Genomic DNA, 18074 nt, shown 5'->3' on the forward strand with positions numbered 1-18074 from the left:
ATATAATTTTTGTACTCATCAAACAAAATCATATAACTCCTTTTATGCAATTATTCCCTAGTTTAAGATATTATATAATTATTATACATTAGAATTCAAAGTACAATTTAATTCTATAAAAGATAAAAAACACATATTATGTGTTTAATTATATCTAAATTTATCAATATCCTTTAAATTTGGATTTTCTTTAAGTTGGGAATACTTAATTGAGTTAACTTTACAGTATTCTTTTATCGCGTTTTTCTTATTATCAATATCTTTTTTTTTGACATCACCAATATTATTATCGAAGTTGTATATTAAGTTTCTTAATTCTTGCTCTTGCCTAAATAAATCTAATATAATACGGTGTTTCGCTTTTTTTTGTTTAGTGGTATAAATATTTTCTGGTAACTTTGTCTCATTAGGAAAATAGTTAATATCAATGTGTTTACACCCAATGTGATGATATCCTTTGGAAATTGCCTCACTCATGGTAATGAAATTTTTGTCATACTTTTCTAAAGATATGATCTTATTTTCGAATGGTGCGCACAATTCACAACAATCCAATTCCTCTTTAACATATACTAATGCTTTATCTCTTAATGCTTGTTTACTTCCGAATCAATTAAAGACACCATATAATGGTTTCTGACCATTATTTTTAATCACTAATTCCTTTTGCGATTCGTCAATATCTATATCTATATCAAGTTCACGGTTACCATTTAAGTCCTTGGGTTTGTTTACTATGTCTCTCTTACTTTTTCTTCATTTTCTAATTTTTTTTCAAGGTATAACAAAATATAAAATAACTGCAATAAATAATAATATGAGAATAATTCAATATGGTAGATTCATTAATAGTTATTATTATTTAATTTTAAATAATAATCCTTTGCTTCATATAAATTAATGTTTTGCTCCTTGTTACAATTAGTACACAAACCAATAGTATATTCATTCTTATCAAAATTTATCGCTTCTCTAAATACAAACTTTTTGAAATCTCAACATTTTTTACAAAAAGTAAAAATATAATTTATATCTGTATCAAATATAAAACTCATTATTGTTACACCTCCAAAAAAAATTAAAATGGTTTCCCATTTTAATATTTAAGTTATTTTTTTACACCGTTTAATTGCTCTTTAAGAGCGTTTGCTACATGCTCAACATCAGGTCCAATAACTATTTGTAAACCTTCTGTACCTAGTCTTTTTAATCCGAACGCTCCTGCTGATTTAACTTTCGCATCATCGACATTAGCATTGTTTTTTAATATTAGTCTTAATCTTGTTGCACAATTATCTATTGAAACTATATTATCTGCTCCTAAAGCTTCAAGTATTACACTTGCTTTAGTTTGGTATTTATCACCACTTTTATTTAATGTTTTAGTATCAGATAATTTTGCTACAATTGAATTTGAATCAATTAACTCACGACCAGGAGTTTGTATTTTAAGCAACTTAATTAGGAAGTAAAATACAATGAAGTATATAAATCCAGCAGCAGTCGCTAATAGCAATAATCACAATGGGTTTGATAATATTAAGCTATCATTGTGTTTTGCCAATCCTCATGATTGTGCAAATGATATTGCATAATCAATGAATCCGGCACTAAATCCAAACCCTACTTGAATTTTCATAGCTGTTGTTATTGCTACAAAAACACCTGTTAAACCGGCATGTGCTGCAAGAAGTGCTGGAGCAATAAAAACAAATGAGAATTCAATTGGTTCTGTTATACCTGTTAGGAATGAAACACCTGCAACACCACCTAAGAATCCCGCAACTTCTTTTCTCTTATCTTTATTAGCAGCCATAATCATAGCTACAGCTGCCATTGGTAATCCACCCATCATAATTGGGAAGAATCCTGATTGAAACAACCCTGATGTAGAAACTCCTTTTTGGAATGCATTAATATCTCCATTAACTAATTGACCTAATAATGGATTTCCATTATTACCATTAGCTATTTCTCCTGTTCAAGGTTTTATAATATCTCCTGTAAGTGGCATTTGGAATCAGAAGAATGTATTTAGAATTTGGTGTAGGCCAAATGGAAGTAATAATCTATTTAAAATTCCGTACACCATTGTCCCTGGTATTGCTACTGCAGGGTTTGAAGGGTTTGCAACAGCTGTTCCAAACTTAATCAATCCTAACTGAATTCATGGTCATACAATTGAGAAAAGGAATGCTAATGGTATTGATGCTGCAATAGCAACCATTGGTACAAATCTTCTTCCCCCAAAAAATGATAAAGCCATAGGAAGTTTAATATCTTTCAATCTATTGTAAAAGAATGCAGAAAAACAACCGGCTACAATCCCTCCCAAAACTCCTATGTTTAATACATATGTTGCACCATTAACAACTTTTTGCTCACTATCACCAAAAGTCGGTACATAAATTAAATTTGAATATCAGTGAGATTCTGTTACCAATCTTCCATCCTTGACTACTTGTTCAACAGCTTCAAACTGATTAACACCACCATAAATCATTTCTGGTAGTGTGTGTTCAGATGTAAGTGCAGCTATAGCCAAATAAAAAATTACCGCTACTAAGGCAACTTCTCCTCTATGATCTTTGGCTAACCCAAAAGCACAACCTATTGCGAACAATAATGGTAGGTTATCAAACGGTATACTACCAGGTTTCTGAATAATCATAGAAATTCATCAACCAACACTATGTTCAGGTGCCAATTCCATTCCTAGTGCACCAAATCTATTTAGGATAGCTGCAAATGGTAGTACTGCAATTGGAAACTGCAAAGTTTTACCTAATTCTTGCAATAAAGTCAGAAATTTACTTCACGCCTTAGGACCATTAGGATCTTTAACTTTAGTCTTAACTTTTTTACCACTGGAAGTGGCATTAACTTTAATTTCTGCCATGTAATTACCTTTCTATGAGCAAAAATAAGCTCTTTACATATTATAACAAAAATATTATTATATTTTATTAAGCTAATGGAAAAAATTTTTATTTTAATAGTTGTTCGACTGAAATTGGAATAAATATGACAAACATTATATAGCCTGTTAGTGCTAATATTATAATTCCATAATATTGTCAAAATCTAAATATTTTATATTTCCCAGGTGTTAAATCAAAAGACTCTTTTTGAATTTTTTTTAACTTACGAAACCTTAGAAAAAAAACTGTTGATAGTATACCTACTAATAACCCTGCAATGCCAAAACCAAATAAAATCCAAGATGTATTGTTTGAAAGTGTTGCTAACATCGTGATTCTCCTTACGTACAAATCAATTATATTATTTAATTAGAGATAGTTCATATAATTTTTTGAATCTACCATCCTTAGAAATCAACTCTTTAAAAGTACCAACATCATTAATACCTTTTTCATCAAGAACTATTATTTGATCAAATTCTTTAATTGTACTTAATCTATGTGCTATTGAAATTGTAGTTCTACCTCTCATTAGACTATCCAATTCTTTTTTTATTTCTTTTTCTACTATATTATCTAATGCACTTGTTGCTTCGTCTAATATTAAAATTTCTGGATTTTTGAGAATCATTCTAGCAATTACTAGGCGCTGTTTTTGTCCACCACTAAAAATGAATCCGCGTTCACCAAGTACAGTATTATATCCATCTGGTAAAGTTAATACAAATGAGTGAAGTTTGGCTTTTTTTGAAGCTTCAATTGCTTCGAGTTTAGTTCTACCAAAGTTAGCATATAATAAATTATCCATTATAGTTCCATAAAGTATTTGTGGGTCTTGTTCAACATAACCTACTCTTGCTAAATAATCTGCTTTTTTTAAATCCTTGATATTAATACCATCTAGCAAAATTTCTCCTTGAGGTACGTCGTAGTATCTAAGTAATAATCTTGCTATAGTTGATTTTCCTACTCCACTTTGTCCAACAATTGCATACCTTTTCCCTTTTTCAAACAAATAACTAAAACTTTGTAATATAACTTTATTGGGTTCATCCGGGTATCAAAATCTTACATTTTTAAATTCTATTTTCTTAACTTGCTCAATAACTTCTCCATCAACTCTAAATTCTATTAAACTTTTAGCATTATATATATAATTTAATCTCATAACACAGTTAGAAAGTCTTGTCATACCTCTCATTGCAGTTGGTAGTATCAAAAGACCATATAACATGTTATAACAAGCAGTTGAAAATGATACGATCAAAATTGATAAACTGCTTGGGTCTAAGTCATTATGAATTCAAACAACAAGAAGAATTGCGATAATTGGCATAAACCATGAGAAAACACCGACAAAAACATTTAAAATTGTCTGAAAAATAACTGATATTTTTGCTTTTTTTTCATATACCTTATGTAAATCTTTCGCTCTTGAAACTTCGTAATTTTCAGTACCAGTTGATTTTATAACTCTTACACTGATTAGACGGTCTGTTATATCAGCATCTATTTTTTGTCTTACATCAAATGCGATTATAATTGCTCTACGATAATAAATAAATAAAACTCAGATCACTATTGTCATAATAATAAAATATCCAAATATTATTGAAGCTAATTCAACATCAATTGTAAACAACAAAGTAGTCATGGTAATTAAACTAGATACGGCATATACTAAATTTATTAGAAACTCATTAAAAGCATCTCCTGCATTACTACTATCATTAATAACTCTTGACATAGTTAAACCAATTTGATTTTTTGAATAATAATTCATATCTATTTCTACTAGGTGTTGTAATGCCTTTAATCTTAAATATATTTCTGTTTTTCTTGCAAATAAACTTGCAAAGAAGTTTGTAAAAAATTCAAGAAATATATAAAGTATATATCAACAAATACCAAAAACCGCTCAATTCCAATAATTAAAATCTCAAACTAAAAACTTAATAGTTGTATCATTTTCTAGTGTAGTTATTAGTTTATTGATAATTATCGCTAATGAAGTGAAGACTATTGAATCAATAATTATAAAAAATAATGCACAAAAAAATACTAATGGATGTGCTTTTATGCATTCACCCATTAATTTAATAGATGCAAAGAACTTTTTTTTACTAAATGCTTTATCACTTACAAACTTTTTTTTCATAATATCACCTATGCTAATTAAAAAAGACCATAAATGGTCTTAATATATTTAATTAATATACTACTTTTTTACTTTTTTACAAGTATTAATTTTGCTTAATTCTTTTTTCTTCTTTTTTTAATTCAATCTTATCTTTATTTAGTTTTGTCAACATAAGAATTTTTTCGTACTTTTCAAGCTTTAATTTCATAAATAATAAAGTTGTATATTTTTTATTTATTGTGTGTAAAATTCCAGCCATTAAAAAACTTCCACCAAGTCAATTACCTAATAAAGTTGGGATTGTACTTAAACAAAAGAATATTAAAACATGTATAAATTCTGGAGTAAGGGTTTGATTTGTTGATGCTCAGTCTTGAGTAAATATGCACTCCAACAACATCATTCACATGAAGAATGAATTAGCTGGTCCATGCTGAAATCCACCAATAGCAAAATATAAAATAGGGTAAACTAATAATAATATAGCCGAGGTTGGACTTTTAGTTGCGCTTGTTAATGGTAATGTAGCAGAAACTGCTAAATTACACAATATACCTGAGAAAAAACTATAAATAAAAGTTATTGCACAAGTCCCTCACATTAATGTTCCCATTAATTGATCGGCTACACCATATAATTTATGTGCCCCTGTTTCGTAAATTTTTTGAGCTATACTTCCTTCAGCTGTATTATGAAACCCTCCAGCTGCAACATATAGTAAAGCAAATAGCAAAGTACCTAAGAAATTTCCAACTAGAACAGAAACAATTGCCTTAATATATTCTCTAAAAGTTAAACAACCTTTTAACATAGGTATAGTTGCTAGAGAGTGGCTTGTGAAAAGAGCTCCTCCTAAAAATGTTATAAGAATAATACATCCAGGAAATATTATTCCAAGAACTAATGATTCTAGGTTTGAAGGTAAGCCTTGCATTACAGTCAGGCATGCAATATACCCAAAACCAATAATAACACCACTCATTAGTCCTAATAAAATTTGTTTAATAATTGTGTATTGAATTTTTTTTATAGATGCCTTAAAACCACCAAGTGTTCCACATAGCATAAATGAATGTTCACCATCTAATAAAGTGTAATCGTGTTTTTTTAACTCATTTATTTCTATTTCAAGATTGCTTATTTTATCCGACATAAATATTCCATTTCTAGTTTAATATAGTAAATTAATTTACTTCTATTTCCTTAATATTTTCATTTCTTACAAACAAGAACTTAGTTCCTTTTTGAGCTCCTCAATTTTTTGCTAATTCAATAATTTCATTTTCATTTTCTATAAATTCATTTAAATTATTTACTTTGTTCATAAATATTGAGTGTCATGAACCAAAACTAGTTCATAATTTCTCGTTATCACAAACACCAAGTATTGTTACATTTGGTCTAAATTTTGAGATTGTTTTTAACAATTCTCCAGTACGAGAAGCAACTACTGCAAATTCATACTGACCTGATATAGTGCTATTTGCTAATTGATTTGCAATATCCGCTCTTTTACCACTAGTTGACTTTTGAGCATTTTGTAGTTGTTTTTCATAATATAGTTTTGAATAAAATTCCATTTCAGCTCTTTTATTAATTGTAGCCATTGTTTCAACAGTTATGAATGGGAAATCTCCATTAGCAGATTCTCCACTTAACATAGTTGCATCGGCTCCTAGTTCTGTTGCATAATAAACGTCAGTTACTTCTGCTCTTGTTGGTTGAGGATTATCAGTCATTGATTCTAGCATTTGTGTTGCAACAATAACTATTTTTCCTTTTTCTCTACATTTTCTAATAATCTGTTTTTCTCAATACGGAACATCATAATAAGGAATTTCAAGACCTAGATCTCCTCTAGCTACCATTATTCCATCAGATGCCTCTATTATTGAATCGATGTTGTCACAACCAACTTGTGATTCAATTTTTGAGATAATTTGAACATTAGTTGCATCATTTTCTTTTAATATATTTCTAATTTCATTTACATTGTCAGCTGAGTTGACAAAACTAGCTGCAATATAATCTATTCCCTGTTCAATACCAAATTTAATATCGTTATAATCTTTTTCAGCTAGGAATGGCAATGTAAATTCAATTCCAGGTAAGTTAACTCTTTTATTAGTTTTAACAACGTGTGTGTTAAAAGCTTTACAAGTTACTTTGAATTTTTCAACTTTAACTACGTGCATTGTTAGTTTTCCATCATCAACTAATACAGTATCGCCCGCTTTAAGATCTTGACTCATATCATATGACATTTGTAATTCTTCAGCTGAACATTCTCTTGTTGAGAATTCACTTGGATCAGTATAGATAGTAACAGTTGAATTTGCTTTTATTACTTGTTTACCATCTTTCATTTTTCCAATTCTAATTTCTGGACCTTTTGTATCTAATAAGATTGAGATTGGTTTATTAATTTCTTTTCTTAATTCTTTTACTCATTTAATTCTTTCCCCGTGTTCTTGAAAATCTGCATGAGAAAAGTTTAAACGAATTGTATTCATTCCTCTATCAAATAATTCCTTAATTGCTTCTTTAGAATGAACACTTGGACCAAGAGTTGTAATAATTTTGGTACGTTTGATTTTATTTTCTATTTTTTTCATCTTATCCTCCTATGATAATTTACAAAAAAAAAGTGCAATTTCATAATAGAAAAAGCCTTATTTTTTAATTATTTATTTAAAAATCACTTAAATGATACATATTAAAAGTGGTTTTGCACTAATATTATATCTAAAAATTGAAATTATTTACACAATATTTTAAAAATATGTTGAAGTAAAATTTTAGATGTAATTCAATCTTTGATTTGATTTAAATAAATACTAAACTAATTAATTAACGAAATATAAAGTTCTAAAAAAACCAAAATATTCTATAATACCTTGTGTATTTTTTTATTATAAAAGTAATGTTACAAGTTAAGAATGTAAAAATCTAAGTAGACTATTTTTTTAAAAGATGGTTTATTTGACTAGCTAAATTACATTTTATTATTTTTAAATTATTAGTAAATTGATTAGAACAATTATAGAAAGTTTTGATAATATTTTCTTTAAATAAACGATTCAAACTTTATGTAGTGGAATTGTGTAAAACCTTTTTAGACATTAAATAAATTATACTTTTATTTATATTAACAAAGTAATGAACTAATCCACTAGAAAATACAAATTCTCTGTCTATTGAAATATTTTATCCCTGTTTGTTTTTAATGAATGTTTCAAAAATATTCTATTAATATATTGTTTTTTAATTATATACAACGAGTAATATAGAATAAAAAAACTCCATACTAATTTTGTATGGAGAAAGTATTTTTTGAATGTCAATTTTAATTGACAAATTCAATTATTAGTAGTTTTTTATATAAGTAGAATTATTTAGTTCCATTCATTATTCATATTTATCGTAAATTAGAATTTGCAAACTTTAATTTCTTCAGATCTAACGACAAGGAATTCTTCTCCTTTTTTAACTCCTCAGAATCTTGCAATTTCATTAATTTCTTCTTGGTTTGATCAACATTTATCAATATCATTTACTTTGTTCATAAATATTGAATGTCAAGCACCAAATGCATTTAATAATTTATCTTCTTGACAAACACCAAGTATTGTTACATTAGGTCTAAATTTTGAGATTGTTTTTAACAATTCTCCAGTACGAGATAATATAACAGCAAATTCATACTTACCATTTCTTGTAATATTTGCTAACTCATCAGCGATTTCTGCTCTTTTACCACTTGAAGTAGATCTTGCAACTTCTAATGCTCTGTCATAGTATATTTTTCCATAATAACTTAACTCTGCTCTTTTGTTAATTGTAGCCATAGTTTTTGTAGTTATAAATGGATATATACCAGTTGCTGACTCACCACTTAGCATTGTAGCATCTGCTCCTAGTTCTGTTGCATAATAAACGTCAGTTACTTCAGCTCTAGTTGGTTGAGGATTATCAGTCATTGATTCAAGCATTTGTGTTGCAACTATTGCAATTTTTCCTGCTTTACGACATTTTCTTATTATTTGTTTTTCTCAATATGGAACTTCATAATAAGGTATTTCAAGCCCTAAATCCCCTCTGGCAATCATAATACCATCAGATGCTTCAACAATAGAATCTATATTAAAAATCCCTATTTTAGACTCAATTTTTGAAATTATTTGTATATGTGCTGCATTTTTTTCTTTTAAAATTTCTCTTATTTGATTTACGTTATCAGCTGTGTTAACGAAACTTGCTGCAATATAATCAATATTACGATCAATACCAAATTTAATATCAGCTATATCTTTTTCACTTAAGAATGGTAATGAGAAATCAACTCCAGGTAAGTTAATTCTTTTATTAGTTTTTACTATATGTGAGTTGAATGCTCTACATAAAACAACTCCAGGTTCAACATTTAAAACATTTAATGTAAGTTTTCCATCATCAACTAATACAGTATCACCAGGTTTTAAATCAACACTCATATCATAAGACACAGTCATTTCTGTTCCCTTACACTCTCTGTCAGAATATTCTTTTGGTGTAGTGTATATTCTTACATCTGATCCAGCCTTAATTTCTTGTGCTCCGTCAATCATTTTACCAACTCTTATTTCCGGTCCTTTTGTATCTAATAAGATTGAGATTGGTTTTTGTATTTCTTCTCTTAATTCTAAACAAGCCTTAATTTTTTGTTCATGTTCTTCATACTTACCATGTGAGAAATTTAACCTCACAACATTCATACCTGATTCAAATAATTTTCTAATTTCATCTTTACCATTTGTACTTGGTCCAATAGTAGTAATAATTTTTGTACGTTTTATTTTTTTATCAATTTTATTTGGTTCATAAAATTCTAATTTATTCATTTCTATATATCCACCTTCTGCTAAATAGCTTTGTTTATTTCTCTAATTTTAGTATATTCTTCAGTTTTATCAACTCTTGGCATATTTAATGTCGATTCAATATCTCTTGCTACTAATTTATTTTCAGACATTCCAATATACAGTCCGCCCTTACCTTCAACTAATTTATCTACTGCAAAGATACCTGAATTTACAGCTAAATATCTATCCATAGCAGTTGGGGTTCCACCTCTTTGGACATGTCCAAGAACAGTTGCTCGTGTGACATATCCTGAAGCTTTTTCGATTTTACTTGCTAATGAATGAACATCTGTATATATTTTTTCAGCGACTGCTACAATTACACTTCTTTTTTTCTCCTTTGCTAAAATTTCAACTTGTTTCACAATTTCTTCTTCTGATAAGAAACTTTCTTTTGTTGAAAACACTTCTGCACCAGTTGCTATTGCACCGTACAACGTTAAATCACCACATCCATTACCCATAATTTCAACAACACTACATCTATTATGAGATTGCATTGTATCTCTAATTGAATCAATTGATCTAACAACAGTATTTAGAGCTGTATCAAAACCAACTGTATAGTCAGATGACACAATGTCATTGTCAATTGTTCCAGGTATTCCAATACAATTAATACCCATTTTTGTAAGCTTTTCAGCACCTTGGTAACTTCCATCACCACCAATTACAACAAGTGCTTCTATTCCTCTTTTTTTAAGATTTTCTACTGCTACTTTTCGTATTTCTTCTTCTTTAAATTCTGGGAATCTTGCGGAACCTATTACTGTTCCACCTTTTGAAATAATATTATCAGCAAAAATAGCATCAACTTCTTCTATTCAATCGTTATACAATCCTTTATAACCATCTCTGACAACAAAAGGTTTTATTGATTTAGAAATTGCCGCTTTTACAACTGATGAAATAACTGCATTCATACCAGGTGCGTCTCCACCTGATGTTAAAACACCTATCTTTTTTATCATTGTTTACCTCCAACTCTATATTATTAATAATAAACCTTATAATAAATAAATACAAAAATTGTTAAAATATGTAAAAGATAAATTAAATAAAATCTATTTAAAATCAAAGAAGTCATCTCATATTACTAAATAATAAATTAATATTCTTCTTACCTTATGTAAAAATCTTTTTCTTGCTTTTTTAATATCATCAGATAAATATATAGTAAAAACGCTTAAATATTGTTTTCATAATTCCTTATATGTGTTTAATATTAATTCATTAGCTTTTTCAATTTCTGTTCTTTGGTCTGACACTAGATAGTCGGAAGTTAATAAAAAAATATTGTGTTTACTCTCCAAGTTATAGTCTAAAAACAATAATCTTGTATTATTTTTTTCAAACTTTACATGTTCAAATAAATTTTCAAGCGTATCAAATTGTTTTATTAAAAAGTGGTCTAATAATTTCTTAAACCTTTGTAGTGACTCAATAATTGATTCAAACATTCTTACAAATGCTGGAATAATAAGTAAATGAATTGATATTATTCCAATCTCACTAACCATAGTATTGTGTTTAAATGATGCTAATATTTCAAATATAAAAATGATTACTGAAACAAAACTTAAAATTATATTCACAATTATAAACTTTATGGAGCTTAACTCGACTATTCTCTTATTTTTAAATATACTATGCAACTTTTCTCACTCTATATCAATCACTTTTATATCTCTATAATAGTACTCAGTTGAGAATCAACCTATAAAAGTAAATATTAATAATAAATACCCTGAGAAACCTAAATTAATATAATGCATAATTATATTCTTTAATATCGTTTCGTTAACAATTACAGAAATTATTAACAAAAAAAACAGAACAATGTTTGCGATAAAGTTATAAAATGATAATCTCTTTATAACAAACATTTTTTTTAAAGAGCTCATGTTTTTATTAATTTTATCAATATCTATTTTTTTCATAATTACCACTCTCAATCATTTAGTTTATCAGTGTCACAAATAGCGATATAAGGTAGATTTCTAAACCTCTCTTGGTAATCTAATCCATATCCTATCAAAAATTCATCTCCAAACTCAAACCCATTTCAGTCAGGTTTTATATTGGTTTTTAATTTGTTTGGTTTAGATGCTAAAGTAATGACTTTTACTTCTTTTGCACCTTTTTTTTCAAGGTAATCTTTCATGAAATTTAATGTAATTCCGGTATCAATAATATCTTCAACAATTAAAACATCTGCGTCCTTTATATCTGTATTAATGTTATGTAATATCTTTGGTTCGTGTATATTTGTTAAAGTACCTCCATATGATGAAACAATCATAAAATCAATTACACATTGAAAGTCAAACTTTTTTATTAAACTTGCCATAAAAGGTATACACCCTTTTAATAAACCAATTATGACTACGGTATTATCTTTAACTTTTTTATTTTTATAATATGAATTAACTTCATTTGCTAATGAATCAATTTTACTATCTATTTCAACTTTATCAACTAATACTTTTTTTACTAATGGGTGTCTATCCATTTGCTACCTCCAAAAACTATTATATTACTTCTTCAATTGATTTAAGTAAGAATCAAGAATAAATTTTGCTGCAATTTGATCCTTATTAAGCTTCTTATGTTTTATGCTCATATTAGAGTCGCTCATTATATTATTTGCTATTCTAGTTGTTAATCTTTCATCAACTTTAACTATTACTTTATCTTCATCTATATTAAATTGTTTAACAAGTAAATAAATAAAGTCATCTACCATATCAACTCTATGTCCTTTAGTACCATTCATATTCAGTGGATAACCAACAATTATTTTTTCAAAATTATTCTTATTAAAAATTAATAATAAATCACTAACTGCTTTTTCAAAATCATATTCTTCAAATCTAATTGTTTTAAAAGGTGTTGCAAAATAACCTTCACTAACTGCAATTCCTACAGTCTTTGATCCTATATCTAATCCAATATACTTAAACATTTCTTGGTCTCATTTTTTTCCTGAATCAATGAACAACATCCTTAGAATAATAAAAGAATACAAACAATAATACACCAGAAAAATATACGTCAGTAGCAAAATGTTTTAACATTGTTATTCTTGAAATACCAACCAATAGAGATATAATACTGAATACTACTATAAGTATTATTTTAATCATTTTTGTTTTTTTATTTGGAATGTATAGAAAGAATAGAAAAATAAATAATAACCCAGCTGATAATACATGCCCACTTACAAAACTTGAACCCCTTGTTTTATTAAAATTTGGTTCAAACGCATAATAAAAAGTTTGATTATTAAAAAGCACATCGTCTGGTCTATTTCTACCAAATATAACCTTAATAAGCTGTAAACTTATTTGAGAAAAGAATATTACAAAAAAAGCGTATCCAGTTTTTGAAGAAATATTAGTCAATCAATATAAATCTTTATGAAGCTTTTTTTTGAAAATATATATATTTATTCCTAAGTATGTAGAAAAGAAAATAATAATTGAAATCATACTTGATAATAATTTTGTAAGTAAATATTTATTACCTTTAATGTAAGCGAATGAATCATTATAGTAATAAAATAACAAGTTTACTAAAATGAATACTATTTGAAATATTATATATATTAACCTTTTATTCTTTTTAGTTTTTATCAAGCCAGAAGATATGGTTAATATGAATATTAGAAGCATAAAGTAAATGGGTACAAAAGTTATACCAAAACCAAACTCATCAAAAAAAACTGAAAACGGATTTTCTGCCATTGAAATTGGAATCAATTGAGAAATCTTATAATCAAATATTATAAGTGGGATTGAAACAAGAAATAAGGTTATCATAATTATTAAAAATAAATAGTGCTTATTTATTTTTTTGTCATTTTTAATTGCCATTGAATTTCACCATAAATATATTATATATAAATAAAAAACTTTTACTTATTTATTAGTAAAAGTTCATTAGTAATATAAATTAATTATTTTAAGTTATAGAATGATTTATATCCATCATAGATTGCTGCATCACCTAATTCATCTTCAATTTCTAATAATCTATTGTATTTTGCAATTCTATCAGATCTTGACATTGAACCAGTTTTAATTTGTCCTGTATTTAACGCAACTGCTAAGTCAGCAATTGTAGTATCTTCAGTTTCACCTGATCTATGTGAAGTAACAGCAGTTCATCCAGCTTTTTGAGCCATTTGAATTGTTTCGATTGTTTCTGTTAATGTACCAATTTGGTTTACTTTAATTAGTACAGAGTTAGCAGCTTTTTTCTCAATACCTTCTGCAGTAATTTTTGGGTTTGTAACAAATAAGTCATCACCTACTATTTGAATTTTACTTCCCATTACTTTAACTTGTTCTTGGAATCCTTCTCAGTCTGATTCTGCTAATCCATCTTCAATAGAAATAATTGGATAGTTTTCTACTAACTTATCTAAGAAGTTAATCATTTCTTTAGTTGTAAAAGCATATTCTTTTCCTGTTAATGCTTCAATTTTTTTGAAGTGATATTTACCATCAATGTATAATTCTGAGTTTGCACAATCCATTGCAATCATGATTCCATTTTTTCCAGTTTCATAACCAGCAATTTTAATTGCTTCAACTAATAAGTCCAATGCTACTTCCACTGGTGATTTTGCTTTGAAATTTTCTAAAGTATGTTCTTTGTATGCTCATTCAAAGTTAGGTGCAAATCCACCTTCATCTCCAACAGCAGTAATATCATTTTTATCGTGTAATAATTTTTTTAATGCTTGGAAAGTTTCTGAAGCTCATCTTAAAGCTTCTTTAAATGTAGGTGCTCCTACTGGCATAATCATAAATTCTTGGAAGTCAATTGCACTATCTGCATGTGCTCCACCATTAATAACGTTTAACATTGGAACTGGTAATCTTCTTGCATTAACTCCACCAATGTATCTGTATAAAGGAATTTCTAATTCACTAGCTGCCGCTTTAGCAACTGCTAGTGATACACCTAAAATTGCATTTGCTCCTAGGTTTTTTTTGAAATCATCCCCATCAAGTTTACACATAAATAAATCTATTTCAACTTGGTTAGTTACTTCCATACCAATAACTTTAGGTGCTATTTTATCATTTACATTCGCAACTGCTTTTAGAACACCTTTACCATTGTATCTTTTCTTGTCTCCATCTCTTAACTCTAATGCTTCTCTTGAACCTGTTGATGCTCCTGAAGGAACTTTAGCAGATCCAAATCCCCCAAATTCTGTTGTTACATCTACTTGAACAGTTGGGAAACCTCTTGAATCAAGTACTTCGTATGCTTTTATATTAACTATTTTTGACATATAAACTTTCTCCTTACATAACTAATAATAACTCTATTTAAAAACATTTAATAAAAATAATCTACTTTTTAGTAGATTATTTTTCAATATTATTTATAAAGTGGGAAAAAAATCTAAAAAAAACAAGCATTTACTTGTTGGTTAATATTAATGTGGATCATTTCTGTGTTGTTTTCTTTCATTTTCAGTTAATCATTTTTTTCTAAGTCTTATATCATTAGGAGTGACCTCTACTAATTCATCTCACTCAATAAACTCAATAGCTTCTTCTAATGTAAATTTTTTAGGTGGGGTTAATTTAACAGAATCATCACTACCACTAGCTCTAGTATTTGTTAATTTTTTTCCAGTAGTTGGATTAACATTTAGATCGTTATTTCTTGAATGTAACCCAATTATCATTCCGTCATAAACTTCTACTTGAGGTCCGACAAATAATATACCTCTTTCTTCTAAATTGTTTAATGCATATGGTAAAGTTACACCATTGGCCATTGAAACTAACACACCATTGAGTCTTCCTTCAATTTTTCCTTTATATTCTTCATAACCAATAATTGATTTAACGAATACACCTTCACCCCTTGTATCATTAACAAATTCAGTTTTAAAACCAATTAGACCTCTTGTGGGTACTTTGTAAGTAACTTTATCTCTTAACCCATCTGAATGCATATCTAACATAACGCCTTTTCTAAGATTAAGTTTATTTATTACAGTACCTGAAAATTCAGTTGGTACATCAACAACAACTTTTTCAACAGGTTCAAGTTTATTTCCTTTTTCATCAACTTTGAATATAACTTCTGGTCTTGATATACCAACTTCAAAACCTTCTCTTCTCATTGTTTCAATTAATACAGAAAGGTGAAGTTCTCCTCTTCCTAAAACCTTAAATCCATCAGCGTTAGAATCACTTAGAGTTTCAACTTTTAGACCAACATTAACTTCAAGTTCTTTGTCTAGTCTTTCTTTAATATTTCTTGTAGTTAAAAACTTGCCGACTTTTCCTGCAAATGGTGAAGTATTAACCAAAAAGTTCATACTCATTGTTGGTTGTTCAATAATTATTGGTGGTAATGGAATAACATTCTCAGTATCACAAATTGTATCCCCAATTGTTAAATCCGAAATACCAGATACAACAACTATTTCACCCGCTTGCGCTTCTTTTACCGCTACACGTTTTAAACCTTGATACACAAATAAACCTGATATTTTAGCTTTAATAGTGCTTTTATCATTTTTAGATACAATTACTTGTTGGTTTTCTTTTAAAGTACCTTTAAATAATCTACCAATTCCAAGCCTTCCAATAAATGAATCATAAGCTAGTGAAGATATTTGCAATTGAGTGGGTTCATTAACATACTCAATTGGGTAACATCCAACTTGTTTTACTATAGTTTCAAATAAAGGTTCAAGGTTTGTGCTTTTTTCTTCAATTGAGTATTGCGCAATCCCTTCTCTAGCAATTCCAAATAATGTTGGAAACTCTAATTGATGGTTGTTAGCATCTAATTCCATAAATAATTCTAAAACTTCATCAACTACTTCTAATGCTCTTTGATCTTTTTTATCAATTTTATTAATTAATAAAATTGGGTTTATACCAAGTTCAAGCGCCTTTGAAAGCACAAACCTTGTTTGTGGCATTGGTCCTTCTGATGAATCAACAAGCAAGATAACTGTATCAACAGTTTTCATAATACGTTCAACTTCACTCGAAAAATCAGCATGACCTGGGGTATCAACTATATTAATCTTATAATCTTTATACTCTATTGAACAGTTTTTAGAGTAGATAGTAATTCCTCTTTCTCTTTCTTGATCATCACTATCCATAACTTGTTCTTTGACTTCTTCATTTACTCTAAAAACTCCTGCTTGACTTAAAAAGGCATCTACAAGTGTTGATTTTCCCGCATCAACGTGAGCAATAACAGCAATATTAATAATTTTTTTATTCATAAACTTCTCCTAAATTTTCTTATCTAATTTTTCAAGGTTCTATAAAAAATATCCTCTGGTAAATCAGAAACCAATTTTGTTTCATTAACTCTAAGCTCCTCTTCCATTATTAAAGGTTTTTCATGCATTATAACTTTTTTTGTTAACTTTTCTTCTTGTTGAATTATTAACTCTCTAAATAATAAACTAAAATAGAATTTAGTTGAATAGTAAATCGCAAAGTTATACAAAATAACTTCATTATCTGATTCAAACTCAGAATTTCCATCATCATTTTCTTCCAATATATCTAATAAATCACTAATTAAATCATTTAGTCTATAAAATTCGTCAATCATTATATGGAATTGAACATTTTCTTTAAGTTGTCTTAAAGCAGAACCTATTTCATCAATAATAACTTCATATTTTTTAAGAATCCTAATCTTATTAAAAGCTTCTTCGAAACCTTTTAGCAATGAAATTGCAAACTCTTTAAATGCAAAATCATAAACTTGTAACTGATCCATTGTTTGGATTTTCGAATCTACAAAAAATTTAAATGTTGCATCATACATACTTTGATAATCATAAAAACAATCGCACATTGCCATTAAACGAAGTAGGCAACTTAAACTATCTCTATTTACAATTTTATCTTCTTGAATTTCATTCTTTTCAAATGAAATTTCTATAAAGTCTCTAAATGAATCTAAATCTTTTTTTTCAAACCACTCATTCTGAATATCATTTAAGTACTTGTTTTCTTTACCAAATAATGAGAACAAAATTAAAATTTCTCTATTAATTATTTCATATGGTAGAAAACTATAATTATCATAATCTCTTAACAC

General features: G+C 27.8%; 16 protein-coding genes. All 16 read right to left on the reverse strand.

Annotated elements, in window-relative coordinates:
• Positions 1-144 precede the first annotated feature (144 nt).
• The 16 genes from SCORR_RS04375 to SCORR_RS04450 all read right to left on the reverse strand — a co-directional run bounded on the left by SCORR_RS04375 (position 145) and on the right by SCORR_RS04450 (position 18074).
• Entirely contained in the window at positions 145-846 is a 702-nt protein-coding gene (locus tag SCORR_RS04375) for a hypothetical protein (RefSeq protein WP_094049527.1), read from the reverse strand.
• Positions 846-1055 (reverse strand): hypothetical protein, encoded by a 210-nt coding sequence (locus SCORR_RS04380; RefSeq protein ID WP_094049529.1) that lies wholly within the window; start codon positions 1053-1055, stop codon positions 846-848. The genes SCORR_RS04375 and SCORR_RS04380 overlap by 1 nt, the downstream gene beginning before the upstream one ends.
• 53 nt (positions 1056-1108) lie before the next feature.
• The gene (locus tag SCORR_RS04385; protein ID WP_094049531.1) at positions 1109-2899 is read right to left on the reverse strand and encodes a PTS transporter subunit EIIC; all 1791 of its coding nucleotides are present in this window, start codon (positions 2897-2899) and stop codon (positions 1109-1111) included.
• An 88-nt stretch (positions 2900-2987) separates the two neighbouring features.
• Positions 2988-3251 carry a hypothetical protein gene (locus SCORR_RS04390; RefSeq protein ID WP_094049533.1) on the reverse strand — a complete coding sequence of 88 codons (264 nt, stop codon included), beginning with the start codon at positions 3249-3251 and terminating at the stop codon, positions 2988-2990.
• A gap of 31 nt (positions 3252-3282) precedes the next feature.
• Positions 3283-5079 (reverse strand): ABC transporter ATP-binding protein, encoded by a 1797-nt coding sequence (locus tag SCORR_RS04395; protein WP_094049535.1) that lies wholly within the window; start codon positions 5077-5079, stop codon positions 3283-3285.
• Between the two features lie 85 nt (positions 5080-5164).
• Positions 5165-6214: a formate/nitrite transporter family protein gene (locus SCORR_RS04400; protein ID WP_094049537.1), complete on the reverse strand. Its 1050-nt coding sequence runs from the start codon at positions 6212-6214 to the stop codon at positions 5165-5167.
• Between the two features lie 31 nt (positions 6215-6245).
• Positions 6246-7676, reverse strand: coding sequence for a pyruvate kinase (gene pyk / locus SCORR_RS04405; protein ID WP_094049539.1), 1431 nt, complete (start codon positions 7674-7676; stop codon positions 6246-6248).
• An 813-nt stretch (positions 7677-8489) separates the two neighbouring features.
• Positions 8490-9941: a pyruvate kinase gene (gene pyk, locus SCORR_RS04410; RefSeq protein ID WP_094049541.1), complete on the reverse strand. Its 1452-nt coding sequence runs from the start codon at positions 9939-9941 to the stop codon at positions 8490-8492.
• 20 nt (positions 9942-9961) lie between these two features.
• Entirely contained in the window at positions 9962-10933 is a 972-nt protein-coding gene (pfkA, locus tag SCORR_RS04415) for a 6-phosphofructokinase (protein WP_094049543.1), read from the reverse strand.
• A gap of 93 nt (positions 10934-11026) precedes the next feature.
• Positions 11027-11902 (reverse strand): hypothetical protein, encoded by an 876-nt coding sequence (locus tag SCORR_RS04420; RefSeq protein ID WP_094049545.1) that lies wholly within the window; start codon positions 11900-11902, stop codon positions 11027-11029.
• A 2-nt stretch (positions 11903-11904) separates the two neighbouring features.
• Positions 11905-12474 (reverse strand): hypoxanthine phosphoribosyltransferase, encoded by a 570-nt coding sequence (gene hpt / locus SCORR_RS04425; protein WP_094049547.1) that lies wholly within the window; start codon positions 12472-12474, stop codon positions 11905-11907.
• A 24-nt stretch (positions 12475-12498) separates the two neighbouring features.
• Positions 12499-12927 (reverse strand): Holliday junction resolvase RuvX, encoded by a 429-nt coding sequence (gene ruvX, locus SCORR_RS04430; protein ID WP_094049549.1) that lies wholly within the window; start codon positions 12925-12927, stop codon positions 12499-12501.
• Entirely contained in the window at positions 12920-13837 is a 918-nt protein-coding gene (locus SCORR_RS04435; RefSeq protein WP_094049551.1) for a phosphatase PAP2 family protein, read from the reverse strand. Before SCORR_RS04435 ends, ruvX begins: the two co-directional genes overlap by 8 nt.
• Positions 13838-13920: 83 nt before the next feature.
• Entirely contained in the window at positions 13921-15270 is a 1350-nt protein-coding gene (gene eno, locus SCORR_RS04440) for a phosphopyruvate hydratase (protein WP_094049553.1), read from the reverse strand.
• Positions 15271-15417: 147 nt separating this feature from the next.
• Positions 15418-17241: a translational GTPase TypA gene (typA, locus tag SCORR_RS04445; RefSeq protein WP_094049555.1), complete on the reverse strand. Its 1824-nt coding sequence runs from the start codon at positions 17239-17241 to the stop codon at positions 15418-15420.
• A gap of 23 nt (positions 17242-17264) precedes the next feature.
• The gene (locus SCORR_RS04450; RefSeq protein ID WP_094049556.1) at positions 17265-18074 is read right to left on the reverse strand and encodes a hypothetical protein; all 810 of its coding nucleotides are present in this window, start codon (positions 18072-18074) and stop codon (positions 17265-17267) included.

This window comes from Spiroplasma corruscae (assembly GCF_002237575.1).
In the GTDB taxonomy this organism is placed as follows: Bacteria; Bacillota_I; Bacilli_A; order Mycoplasmatales; family Mycoplasmataceae; genus Spiroplasma_A; species Spiroplasma_A corruscae.